This window comes from Sulfurospirillum sp. 1612 (genome assembly GCF_036556685.1).
Classification (GTDB): Bacteria; Campylobacterota; Campylobacteria; order Campylobacterales; family Sulfurospirillaceae; genus JAADIZ01.
Genome location: NZ_CP140614.1, coordinates 1 through 12,335, shown reverse-complemented (window position 1 = coordinate 12,335; position 12,335 = coordinate 1). Strand labels below are relative to the sequence as shown.

Genomic DNA, 12,335 nt, shown 5'->3' with positions numbered 1-12,335 from the left:
TATCCCGATGCTCATACTATACTGTCACCATAAGAATTAAAAATTTAAGGAGCATCAAATGGAATTTTTTATCCAGCTTTTAGTTGTTTTGGCAGTATTATTTTATGCTGCAAGGAAGGGAGGCATCGCCTTGGGTCTATTTGGTGGCCTTGGCGTTGTCGTGTTAGTCTTCGGATTTGGTCTCACACCAGGTAGCCCTCCTGTTGCTGTTATGTTGGTTATGCTATCTGTTATCATTGCAGGAGCCACCCTTCAAGCCTCAGGTGGATTAGATTGTATGTTGCAGGTTGCAGAGAAGATATTAAGAAAACATCCAAAATACATCACAATTTTAGCACCGCTTTCAACCACAACATTGACCTTTCTATGTGGAACGGGACATGTGGTCTATACGATGCTTCCTATTATCTATGATATTTCTATTAAAACAGGAATTAGACCTGAGCGACCATTGGCGGCAAGTACGGTTGCGGCACAAATGGGGATTATCATCTCGCCGGTATCTGTTGCTGTTGTCTCTTTGATAGCGATGCTTTCAGGTCATGTCATGCTCAATGGTCAAGAAGTTGATTTGATTGGACTGCTTTCTATCACCATCCCAGGAACACTTGTAGGGGTATTGGTTATGGGACTTTGGAGTATGTATCGGGGTAAAGATTTAAAAGATGATGCAGAATTTCAAGATATGATTAAAGATCCTGAAATGAAAAAATATGTTTATGGCGAAAACAAAACACTCCAAGGTATGACATTGCCAACAAAACAATGGGCATCTATGTGGCTATTTTTGGGTGCTATCGCAGTGGTCGCATTACTAGGTGCTATTCCTGAACTCAGACCTATCGTCAAAGGTAAACCGTTGTCTATGGTACTGGTGATACAAATGTTTATGCTCTTTGCCGGTGCGATTATCTATATCGTCGGGGGTGTTAAAGCCAAAGCAGTCGCTAACAATGAAGTGTTTAAATCAGGAATGGTTGCATTAGTCGCGGTATTTGGTATCGCTTGGATGACGAAAACAATGTTTGGTGCTCATATTGGTGAGGTCAAATCAACATTGGGTTCAATCTTACAAATATATCCTTGGGCTTATGCTATCATCTTTATGTTTGTCTCCAAGCTCATCAATTCACAAGGGGCAACACTAGCCGCCATGGTTCCAATCGCGCTTAGTATCGGTGTCCAACCAGGACTCGTAGTCGCATTTGCAGCCTCTTGTTATGGTTATTTTATCTTGCCAACTTATCCAAGTGACCTTGCGGCTATCAATTTTGATAGATCTGGAACGACGAGAATCGGGAAATTTGTCATCAATCATAGCTTTATAATCCCTGGTTTCATCGGTGTGGGTACCTCACTCACTGTGAGTTACATCGTAGCAAAACTTGTCGGTATTATTTAAATGAAGAATATAATGAGAAAGTATGAACTACTTTCTCATTTTTTTTAAGCAATCTTTACAAATGACATGAAATGTCAATATTTCACTTAATACTTTACTTTGAGAGCGTTTTTCAACTTGGTCGATTAAATCATCAGCTTCAATTTTAAAATCTTCAATCCGTCCGCATTCATCACAGACAAGATGGACGTGATTTTCTTTTGCAATCTCAAAATAATCTTTTTTATTAGAAATTTTCACTTCACTCACAATCTCTTTTTGAATCATATCATTGATATTTCTATAAATCGTAGAGAGTGATAGTGTTGGAAATTTTTCGTTGATGATTTGCTGTATTTCTTCAAGAGTTGCATGACCACACTCTTCTAAAGTATTCAAAATACATAACCGCTGTGGTGTTGCTTTTAGTTCATGTGTTTTTAATAGTTCTATATGTGACATAGTAGAGCCTTTTTAATATTATTGTTAGAACTATATCACAATTGCTAATTTTTTGCAAATAGTTAATATTATTTTGGTATAATTATAGCATGAAAAAACAATATCGAACCTTTTATATGCGCTTGGCGATTGGACTGACTTTTATATTGGCATTACTCATCAGTAGCCTTTATCACGCATTTTTTCAATAATATCCCAGACAAATGTCTTCGCTCAATCGGATTTTTTTCTCAAAAGGCTCCGGACCAAAATATTGACACTTTTCAATATAAAGATGATAATCATAATCCAAGTCAAAATCATCGTAAAATTTTCTAAGATTCACCAATTTGACGATTCCAATTTGTTTGATTTCCAAAATATCATAGATTTTTGAGTGATTACTCTCAATCAGATGCGAGGGAGCCAGACCGGTAAATTTACAAAAAGCTTGCGATTGAACATAGCCATCTAAATTCGTACATTGCTTCACAAAAGGTTGGTATTTTTCAGGTAGGGTGCGTTTATCAATAAAAACAATCCGACAAGAATCATACTTGCTCACCCGAACATTTTTCCAAAACCGATAAGCATTTGATGAAATATTGGCCAACTTTGATAATTCTAGATTGAGGATATAATTTTCAAGTGTTGTCTTGTAAGAAATTCTTCTCATTTTCATCTCAAACACAACCTTTCATTGTCTATCATGATACCCATCTATCTATATGAATTTTAATAAAAGTTGCGCCAATACAATCGATAAAACCAAAGCCATCGGATAAACCGCGGCATAAGAGATAGAGGGATAATCTGATTTTGTAATATTATTAGACATCGTCAAAGTCGGTGTTGATGTCATACCGCCTGAGAGCAATCCCATAATATTTAAAAAATTCATCTTAAAAAAGATACGACAGATAAACGCCATCAAAAAAAGTGAAAATATTAATGCAAAGATTGCAATATAAACTGGTAATAATCCATTTTCAGACAAAGATTTTGTGAGAAATTGCCCTGCATTTGTCCCAATTGAGGCCATAAAAATAAGCTGTCCCAGCGTCTTCATGAGCGTATTAGAATGAGGAGAGAGTTGCCACACAATGGGTCCCACGCGCCCAAATCTACCTAAAATTAATGCCGTAATTAAAATACCCCCGACAAAACTGAGTCTGACATCGCCAATCATCGGCAAAGATAGAGGAATATTGCCCAAGAGAATGCCAAATACGATACCTAAGGAAATCGGCAAAAAATCAGCAGCAGGATAGGTCAAAAGATCATTTCCCACGATTTTAGTCACACGCTCACCATACTTTTGAGGGGCAACGACATAGAGTTTATCCCCTAACATCAGCGATAATGTCGGATGTGGCGCAATATCAATGCCGGCTCTTCTTACCTTGGTGATAATCGCACGCAGCGATTTTAACTCTTTAATACTCGCTATTTTTTTACCAACCAAATCTTTGGACGTGAGTAACAATCGGTACACTTTCATATCATCATGAAATTTATACGCCTCACCCATTTCTGTACCTAACATAACACTAAGCGTTTCGAGTTGTTCTTGGGTACCTGAGACTCTGATGATATCATTGTAATGCAAAAAAACGCTATTTTTTTCATCTAAATCACACTTATCAACCGCTTCAACACGCTCAATCAAAGTTTTCGTTAAACTCTCTACTTGCGCCTTTTTGATTGGTTTTTCTTTGAGATTGATATTATTGATTTTAAAATTTTTGGTTAAGATTTGTGGGTATTTTTGTTTTTGTAAAGATTCGTAATTTTCTAATTCTTTGGCTAAATTAACACGAAAAATAATAGGCAAAATTCTGATAAAAAGTATGGTAGCAACAATCCCAAAAGGATAAACAAGCCCAAAGATGACTGAAATAACCGGATCATTTTTCACTTCAATAGCCGCAGCAAGAGATGGCACACTGGTCAGTGAACCTGTAAAAATTCCATCAATCACCGCACGGTCAAGATGAAAATAGTTGCCTAAGGCAAAAATCGTCAAAAAGATACACAAAAGAAGACAAAACGCTAAAATATTTAATTTTAAACCATCTTGTTTGATGGTTTCAAAAAATCCAGGACCAGATTGAAGTCCCACGGCATAGATAAAGATAGCCAATCCAAATAATTTAAAATTATCAGAAATCACCATCCCAAAATGACCGGCAATCAAGGCAACTAAGAGCATCGCGGTAATATCAAGCGAAAACCCTCTTATCTTGATATTTCCCAATATATAACCGATAGAAATAATGGAAAAAAGATAAAAAATTTCACTATCAATCATACCGTTTTTGCCTTTTTTTGCGAATTATACACTCTCAAACCTTTAAAAATTATTTTAAGTATGTTTAGATATAATACTATCCGCTCTCTTTTAGACCTGTGCAATATTTACTAAGAGCAATGCTTCAGGGCGGGAACGCAGCAGAGCACTTTTTTTAGATGTGTGCCGCAGTAATCTGAAAGAGGGTTTTTCTTTTGATTAACTCTCCAAAAATATTTCTATCTCTTTTGCTAAATGATAAAAATCAACATCACCTTCACGAAGATTTTCTTGTAGTTTTTTGGCAATATACTCTTTACCTTGTGTCAACTCTTTTGACTTGACCCCATGTGATATTGAGAGCGTTGCTTCTATAAAAGCAGAAATCCTATCACAATTTTTAAGCGCTTTGCCATCGATAGGCGAATATTGATCTTCATTATAGGATTTGAGGTCTTCAACGACTTGAATCTCTCCTTCTTGTATGATTTTATCTAAAAATTCATTTTTTTTGCCATCATACAAACCCAATACATATTGGAACTCTTTTAAAAATTTTGAAGGAATATACGGAAATATTTCATCTTCCATCACTTTGATTTCGTATTCACTAATAATATCATCCAAGCCATTAACAGAATATTTTACCGGGGAGATAATATCGCGAGTGAGTGCTTCGGGGAGATCATGAAAGAGTGCGCAGAAAAAATTGTTTTCGATTCTTTTATCACAGGCCCCAATATGCAACGAATAAAAATAACTCAGCGTTGCGACAATCAGCATATGCCCTAAGACAGAAGTTTCGGGAACACGAGGCGTCTGTGCCCATCTTTTTTGAAATCTGAGTCGACCGCTAAGATCGATAATTTTGGAAATTTTTTTATTCAAAGAGATTTTTCTCACACTTACCAATTCATAATAATCCTCAATCTCTTCTTCCACCGCTTCTTTGACTTTTTCGATACCACTGAGAAATTGACTGGTTTGATAAACGATAGAAAATTCCCATTTTGTTGATAAATATGACGCTGCCTTGAGTAAAAACCGCTCTTTTTTATACATCATAGGGTCATCAAGATAACGTTCAAATCTTTTGAGAAATTCACCATTTTCAATATCAATAAGCGAATTTGAAAGTTTTGAAAGGATCCACGCGTTGATCTCTTTTTCTTTGAGTTGGAGTGCTTTTCTAAAAACATCCGGTCTGATATCTGTGACCACCACACGCCGTAAAAATTCAAAAATTCCTGCTTCTATTAGATGGACTTTGTTAATATCTTCTTCGATATTGGCCATCATGTAAGCGATAATAAATTTGTGCGCTTGTTTATCCAACTCAACTAAATTAACCATCCTAGGATAATCATTCCATCGTTGTATTGAAGCGGCGGCGAAAAGGTGCTCTACCAGTTCCGGACTTATCATAAACTATCCTTTTTTAACAGTGTCCGAATCGATTTCAATCGTCGTATGGACATTACCTCTTGGATTAAAATCAGCAAAGACTTTAAGCCATTTTGGTTGGAGTTTTGAATACAAAGTATCATAAATTTCATTGGCACTGTCTTCATGAGAAATATTTCGTGTCATGAAGCTGTTAATATATAACTTGATTGCTTTGAGTTCCACCACATAATCTTGTGGAATATATTCGACATAAATCGTCGCAAAATCTGGATAACCACTTCGTGGGCACAGACAGACAAACTCTGGTAATGTTAATTTAATCACATAATTTTTTTTGTTTTTATTGGGCCATATTTCTAAATCTTTTTCAACATCAAACTCTTTAATCTCTTTTTCACCGTATTTCATCATTGATACCTCTTTTTTCTATAATTTGATTCAGGTTTTTAGGTTTTGAAACATAAAATCCCTCGATATATGTTGGATTCATTGCTGCAAAATTATGATATAAATCTTCTCGATCTATGAATTTTATCATCGTCTTTATATCTAATTGTTCGCACAATTCTAACAAATTTTTTAAAATCATTTTGTAGGTTATATTGTCTATATATTTAGTATACTCAATATCAAACTTCACGATATCAATCGGTAAATTTTTGAGATATTCAATAGAACAATTGTTGCCACCAAAATGATCAAGTGCAATCAAAAAACCTGATTTTTTATATTGTAACAAAATTTCATTAAATCGTTTGATATCCTCATAAGTATTTTTTTCATTAATATTTAAAATGATAGATTTGGGATCTATTTTTTGATCATATAATAAATCCTTAAGATAGATTCTAAAATCATTATCTCGTAATGATACAGGAGAAATATTTAAACTAAAAAGGACATCTTTGACATGAAAATCTTTGATTTCATTAACAAAATAGTGTAAAATCTTCTTATCAAATATTTTTTCAAATCCCCCAAAACTGATTGCTTTCTTTGCTTGTTGCGTGGACAATAATCCATAATCTTTTGAATAAATTTTGGCAGAAACTTCATAAATTTCTATTTTTTGATTTTGAAGATTGATACTCGGTTGATATTTTAAAAAGAATTTTTCACTTTTAATAGCATTAAATATAATATTTTCAAACTCATTGGGTTTAATATTGGGTATTTTTAAATCCTCTTCTTTCTCTTCATCAATGAGAGAAAAAAGTTTTTTAATAATATTTTCTATTTTTGTATCATAATGTGAATCAATCAAAGAAAAAACAATTTTTACTTCAATATCTTTAATACCGACATTCTTCAGTTCTTTTGAAAACATCATCAAAAAATGTTTTAGCTCTTTTTTATTGTGTCTCACAATCAATAAAAAATTTCCACCGCCATATCGACCGATTGGTGTCTTTTTAAAATTATAATTTTCTAAAAATTGGTTCAGTCGTGTTGCAAAATTTGAGAGAATACTATCAGTATTGGCCACACCGTATCGCTCATTGATATCAAAAATATTTTCTAAAGAAATGAGAATAATCGTCGATTTTTTTTTTCGATGAATCTCTTTTTCTATGAGTGAGATAATCTCTTTTCGATTAAAGGTCTTCGTTGTCTGATCGATAAGCGTTGTTTTAAATCCATTATAAATCAGATAAAAAATATAATACGTATAAATGGGCACTAAAAATGTCAATAATACCAGCATCATGATATTATTTATAAATTGTAAAGTAAGGATAATATATAAAATCAAAATCAAGAAAGGAAATGTGATTTTTAAAGCAATAGCAAATCGATTTCCTCTCTCTTTTGATTCAGAATATAACATTAAACATCCAGATGTTTGACATCTTTCGCATGATCTTGAATATATTTTCGTCTAGGTTCCACTTCATCTCCCATAAAGAGTGTAAAAGTGTCGCTTGCAAGTTCCATATCTTCAATATTTACTTTCAACAATCTTCGGTTTTCTGGATTCATCGTTGTTTCCCAAAGTTGTTCAGGATTCATTTCACCTAAACCTTTGTAACGTTGAATATAAGCACCTTTTTTAGCAAATTTTTCAATATTATTTAAGACATCAACCGGATCTTGTCCTTCAAGATTCAATTCTTTTTCTTTAATCTTTGTTTGAATATAAAGCGCTTCTTCATAGAGTGGATTTGTAAAAAAATCATCATTTAAAAGTAACTCTTCCAATCCATCTTTGGTTTGAATATAGAGATGGATGGTCTCTTCATCAATGATTTTATTCAAAATATTATAACCAATACTCGTAATAAATGCTTCTATTTTTACATACATGGCCTGATTGTCTAATGAAATAATATCAGGATTTTCAATCAAAAATCGAATCACTTCAATAACAGAATAGCGTTTTTCCAACTCTTTGAGTATGTTTCGATATGCGGCAATAATTTTGAAATAATCAATCAAATCATTCGTGCCAATACCTTCAAAATGAACACTCTCGATTCCACTTGAAATCAACAGCGCATTGAGTTCTGCATCATCTTTGAGATAAATCTCTTTTTTACCTTTTTTATATCGATACAATGGTGGTTGCGCTAAATAAACATAACCTTTTTCAACAACCGGTTTTAAAAATCTGAATAAAAATGTCAATAATAGCGTTTGAATATGACTACCATCCACATCCGCATCGGTCATGATAATGAGTTTGTGATAGCGGAGTTTTTCTTCATTGAATTCTTCACCGATACCACATCCTAGTGCGGTAATCATGTTCTTAATTTCATCTGATTTTAAAATTTTATCCAATCTACTTTTTTCAACATTTAAAATCTTACCTTTGAGTGGTAAAATCGCTTGAAAAACACGATCTCGTCCTTGTTTAGCACTACCGCCAGCACTATCCCCTTCGACAAGATACAATTCACTAATCGTCGCATCTTTACTTTGACAATCTGCCAATTTACCCGGAAGTGTTCCGATATTCATAGAGTCTTTTCGACGCGTTAAATCCCGTGCTTTTTTAGCCGCTTCTCTTCCTCTAGCAGCTGACAATGCTTTGTCCATGACAGCTTTGGCTTCAATTGGATTTTCTTCAAAATATTTCACCAAATTTTCAAAAGTCATTTTTTGAACAATTGGTTTCACATAGGTATTTCCTAATTTTCCTTTGGTTTGTCCTTCAAATTGAGGCTCTGGTACTTTGACACTCACCACAGCAATCAATCCCTCACGAACATCATCTCCGGTAATTTTGATATCTTTTTCTCTCACATTAGCATTGGCATTGATATAATTAACAATCGCCCGTGTGAGTCCCGCACGAAAACCACTCTCATGAGTTCCGCCTTCTGGAGTTTTGATATTATTAACAAAAGAGAGTAGGGTTTCAGTATAACCCGTATTATATAAGAGTGAGATATCGACTTCAACATCATCTGTGGTATTGTTAAAATAAAATGGAGCAGATATTTGATCTTTTTTATTGAGATCTTCTACAAATTGTTTAATACCCCCTTCAAAATGAAAGGTTTCATTTTTACCATCTCGATTGTCTTTAAATTGTATTTTTATTTTAGGATTAAGATACGCAATCTCTTTAAATCGTTTTGCCAAAGTTTCATAAACAAAATCGGTCGTTTCAAAGATATCAGGATCTGGCCAAAATTCTATGGTTGTTCCTCGTTTTCTTGTGTTTTTAACCACTTCTAAACTATTTTGAGGAATACCCGTAGCAAATTCTTGTCGATACTCTTTGCCATCTCTACAAATGGTTGCAATCAGTTTTGAGGAGAGTGCATTAACAACCGAAACACCCACACCATGAAGTCCCCCACTGACTTTATAGGTATCTTTGTCAAATTTACCCCCTGCATGCAAGACGGTTAAAACAACAGTTGCGGCAGATATTTTTTCTGTCGGATGCATCTCCACAGGAATACCCCTACCATTATCAGAAATGATAGCTGAGCCATAATTGGTAATCTCGACATTAATCGTATCACAATATCCTGCCATGGATTCATCAATAGAGTTATCAACGACTTCATAAATAAGGTGATGTAATCCATTGATATTCGTATCACCGATATACATCCCTGGTCTTTTTCGAACAGCTTCGAGACCTTTTAAAACTTTTATATTATCTGCACCATAATTACTCATACAATTAACTCCTTTTTAAACAGATACACTTTTTATTAAATGATGATAGGCATCACAATGGTTATAAAATTCTCATCTTCTAATGTAAACGGAAGAGAACTGTCATTAAATCCTAAGGTAAAATCATTGTTTTCAATATTGGATAAAAAATCTAATAGATAGCGACTGTTGATAGCCAGATAGATATCCTCATCCAATCCTGTATCATATTCGATTTCTGTTTTTGCTTCAATATTTTCATCATTTAAACTCTCAAATACAATTTTGTCTTTTTTAAATGTGATTTTAACTTCATTAGAAATAATCGAAACTTGTTTGATTGAATCAATAATTTTAGATCGGCTCAAAAGCAGTCTGAATTTTTTATCTTTTGGGATAATACGCTCATAATCTGGAAATTTTCCATTGATGAGTTTCGTAAAAAATTGAAAATGCGATGATTTTGCAATTAAAGTATTTTCATCATAAAAAATCTCAATGGCTTCTGAAAAGACTTTTTGCATCTCTACAATGGCTTTTTTAGGAATAATCATTGAAAATTCATCTTCTATATTATTTTCCAATTTCACAACGGCCAATCTTTTAGTATCTGTTGAAACAAGATTGGTAAAACCATTTTTGATGTTGATTAATGCTCCATTGAGTTCTAACTTTGGATTATTATTATCAATGGCTGCTGAGATTTTTTTAATACCTCTAACAAACGAACTACTGTCAATATTAAATTTTGGTTTATTACTAATTTCAGGAAATGAAGGAAATTCATTAGGATTAAACATTGGGAGTTTAAATTTAGAATTACGTTGTTTAATATAGAGATAATCATTGATTGTCTCTAAGGTCACTTCATCATCTTTTAAAATTTTAATGATATCAAGAAGTTTTTTACCATTGGCGGTGGCATCACCATAATCTATGATTTTTACATTTTTAGTATTGTAACTCAAACCAATATCAAAATCTGTTGATTTGATGATGAGCTCGTCTTCTATATTTGTAATAAGAAGATGGGATGTAATTTGACTTAAATCTTTTTTCTCTAAATACGGTTGAATATTGATAAGTATTGTTTCCAATACGCCTTTATTTATTGAAACTTTCATTCAATCTCCTTTTATTATATTAAATAAATATAGAAGTAATAGTAGCTTCGGTTGAAAGTGTGAAAAGTTAAAGCAAATACCGAAAATTCGATATTTACTCTGTGAATAATTTATTTTGATTATTCACAAATTTTCACATTTAAATCATCAATCTACTTTTTTTCCTAAAATTTTATTTTTTAATTCCTCTACTCTTAGTCTAAATGTTTCGTTCGTTTCTATTATTTCATTAATCTTTTTCATATTATGTGATACAGCCGTGTGATCTTTCATACCAAAGTATGATGCCAGCGATGGCATGGAATTTGGTGTTAATGTTCTTGCTAAATAGATTCCAATTCTTCTGGCTTCTACAATATTTTTATTTCTTTTTTTAGATTTGATGTCACTAGGCTTGATATTGAGCTCTTTGGCTATGGTTGTAATAATGTCTTCTAATGTAATATTATTTTTTTTCTCTTTAATTTGTGCTTTCATGACATTTTTTGCAAACTCTAATGTAATCTCTTGGCGCATCAATGTGGCATACGCATTGAGATTGATAATTGCTCCTTCGATTTCTCGAATATTATCACCCATATTGACAGCAATATAATTGGCAATTTCATTATTAAGATCAATACCGTCTAATTCGCATTTTTTCTTAATAATAGCAATTTTTGTTTCAAGCTCAGGCAAGCCAATATCAGCGATTGAACCCCATTCAAATCGACTTTTCAAGCGCTCTTCTAAGCCATTAATCATCTTAGGAGGTTTATCTGAGGTGAGTACAATTTGTTTGCCAGAGGCATGCAATTCATTAAAGGTATGAAAAAATTCTTCTTGTGTTTGAATTTTATTGGATAAAAATTGAGTATCATCAATCAACAATATATCACAACTTCGATATTTTTCACGAAAGCGATCCATGGTTTGATTTTTGAGATTATAAGTAAAATCATTCATAAATTGTTCAATGGTGGCATAAATCACACTTTTGCCATTGAGTTGTGAATAATTTCCGATGGCGTGAATAAGATGGGTTTTACCCAATCCTGTCGGCCCATAAATAAAAACCGGATTGTACATGACTCCTGGTTTTTTTGCTACTGATTTTGCTATAGAATAAGCATATTGATTGGAGCTACCCACTACAAAACTCTCAAATGTATACGATGGGTTCAAAATAGTATTGGTCACGAGTTTATTGGATTCAATCAAAATGTTTTTGCTTTTGGATTTGGGAGTACGCTCAATTTTGTTTTTAACAATAATCTTGATTTCTGGCTTTTTGCCTGTTTTGACTTCAAATAAGTGTGCGATTTTTTGAGAATATTTGGTCTTAATCCAATTGAGTAACAAAATATTGGGTACTTCAAAAATTTTTTGATCAGAATGGGATTCTTTTTCATTAAAAGTGAGTTGTTTTATATATCTTTCGTATTCTTGTTCAGATATTTCATCTTTTAAAAGTCTAATAACACTATCTGCTAACAAAAAATCCCCTTATACATAATTGCATTTAAATACTTACTATTTTATCTAAAATTTTATTAGTTATATGTTAAGCGTGTTCATGATATAAAATAGTTATTTT

Annotated in this window: 10 protein-coding genes and 1 other RNA gene; 2 read left to right on the top strand and 9 right to left on the bottom strand. The window is 33.0% G+C overall.

Going from position 1 to position 12,335, the window contains the following annotated elements; all coding sequences use genetic code 11:
* Positions 1–58: 58 nt before the first annotated feature.
* Positions 59–1,402, top strand: coding sequence for an anaerobic C4-dicarboxylate transporter (locus SFB89_RS00055; RefSeq protein WP_331774921.1), 1,344 nt, complete (start codon positions 59–61; stop codon positions 1,400–1,402).
* A 27-nt stretch (positions 1,403–1,429) separates the two neighbouring features.
* Here the strand turns inward: SFB89_RS00055 and SFB89_RS00050 are convergent, their stop codons facing one another.
* The 3 genes from SFB89_RS00050 to SFB89_RS00040 form a co-directional block, all read right to left on the bottom strand.
* Positions 1,430–1,843: a Fur family transcriptional regulator gene (locus SFB89_RS00050; RefSeq protein WP_331774920.1), complete on the bottom strand. Its 414-nt coding sequence runs from the start codon at positions 1,841–1,843 to the stop codon at positions 1,430–1,432.
* A gap of 184 nt (positions 1,844–2,027) precedes the next feature.
* Positions 2,028–2,504, bottom strand: coding sequence for a cysteine permease (locus tag SFB89_RS00045; RefSeq protein ID WP_331774919.1), 477 nt, complete (start codon positions 2,502–2,504; stop codon positions 2,028–2,030).
* A 42-nt stretch (positions 2,505–2,546) separates the two neighbouring features.
* Positions 2,547–4,133 carry an aspartate:alanine exchanger family transporter gene (locus SFB89_RS00040; protein WP_331774918.1) on the bottom strand — a complete coding sequence of 529 codons (1,587 nt, stop codon included), beginning with the start codon at positions 4,131–4,133 and terminating at the stop codon, positions 2,547–2,549.
* 87 nt (positions 4,134–4,220) lie between these two features.
* On the opposite strand from SFB89_RS00040, the gene ffs reads away from it, so the two are divergent.
* Positions 4,221–4,318: signal recognition particle sRNA small type (gene ffs, locus SFB89_RS00035), an RNA gene on the top strand.
* Positions 4,319–4,331: 13 nt separating this feature from the next.
* On the opposite strand, the gene SFB89_RS00030 is transcribed toward ffs, so the two are convergent.
* The 6 genes from SFB89_RS00030 to dnaA form a co-directional block, all read right to left on the bottom strand.
* Complete coding sequence (locus SFB89_RS00030) at positions 4,332–5,537, bottom strand: HD domain-containing protein (protein ID WP_331774917.1); 1,206 nt, start codon at positions 5,535–5,537, stop codon at positions 4,332–4,334.
* A 3-nt stretch (positions 5,538–5,540) separates the two neighbouring features.
* Complete coding sequence (gene queF / locus SFB89_RS00025; protein ID WP_331774916.1) at positions 5,541–5,930, bottom strand: preQ(1) synthase; 390 nt, start codon at positions 5,928–5,930, stop codon at positions 5,541–5,543.
* The gene (locus SFB89_RS00020) at positions 5,914–7,347 is read right to left on the bottom strand and encodes a bifunctional diguanylate cyclase/phosphodiesterase (RefSeq protein WP_331774915.1); all 1,434 of its coding nucleotides are present in this window, start codon (positions 7,345–7,347) and stop codon (positions 5,914–5,916) included. Before SFB89_RS00020 ends, queF begins: the two co-directional genes overlap by 17 nt.
* A complete protein-coding gene (gene gyrB, locus SFB89_RS00015; protein WP_331774914.1) occupies positions 7,347–9,656 on the bottom strand; it encodes a DNA topoisomerase (ATP-hydrolyzing) subunit B in 2,310 nt (769 codons plus the stop codon). The genes SFB89_RS00020 and gyrB overlap by 1 nt, the downstream gene beginning before the upstream one ends.
* Before the next feature lie 35 nt (positions 9,657–9,691).
* The gene (dnaN, locus tag SFB89_RS00010) at positions 9,692–10,759 is read right to left on the bottom strand and encodes a DNA polymerase III subunit beta (protein ID WP_331774913.1); all 1,068 of its coding nucleotides are present in this window, start codon (positions 10,757–10,759) and stop codon (positions 9,692–9,694) included.
* A gap of 147 nt (positions 10,760–10,906) precedes the next feature.
* Positions 10,907–12,235, bottom strand: coding sequence for a chromosomal replication initiator protein DnaA (dnaA, locus tag SFB89_RS00005; RefSeq protein WP_331774912.1), 1,329 nt, complete (start codon positions 12,233–12,235; stop codon positions 10,907–10,909).
* Positions 12,236–12,335 lie beyond the last annotated feature (100 nt).

What these genes read in the sequence shown, in the direction of transcription:
- SFB89_RS00040 (WP_331774918.1), bottom strand. Translation starts at nt 4,133, where the DNA reads ATGATTGATAGTGAAATTTTTTATCTTTTTTCCATTATTTCTATCGGT.
- SFB89_RS00030 (WP_331774917.1), bottom strand. Translation starts at nt 5,537, where the DNA reads ATGATAAGTCCGGAACTGGTAGAGCACCTTTTCGCCGCCGCTTCAATA.
- SFB89_RS00020 (WP_331774915.1), bottom strand. Translation starts at nt 7,347, where the DNA reads ATGTTATATTCTGAATCAAAAGAGAGAGGAAATCGATTTGCTATTGCT.
- queF (WP_331774916.1), bottom strand. Translation starts at nt 5,930, where the DNA reads ATGATGAAATACGGTGAAAAAGAGATTAAAGAGTTTGATGTTGAAAAA.
- dnaN (WP_331774913.1), bottom strand. Translation starts at nt 10,759, where the DNA reads ATGAAAGTTTCAATAAATAAAGGCGTATTGGAAACAATACTTATCAAT.
- SFB89_RS00055 (WP_331774921.1), top strand. Translation starts at nt 59, where the DNA reads ATGGAATTTTTTATCCAGCTTTTAGTTGTTTTGGCAGTATTATTTTAT.
- SFB89_RS00050 (WP_331774920.1), bottom strand. Translation starts at nt 1,843, where the DNA reads ATGTCACATATAGAACTATTAAAAACACATGAACTAAAAGCAACACCA.
- gyrB (WP_331774914.1), bottom strand. Translation starts at nt 9,656, where the DNA reads ATGAGTAATTATGGTGCAGATAATATAAAAGTTTTAAAAGGTCTCGAA.
- SFB89_RS00045 (WP_331774919.1), bottom strand. Translation starts at nt 2,504, where the DNA reads ATGAAAATGAGAAGAATTTCTTACAAGACAACACTTGAAAATTATATC.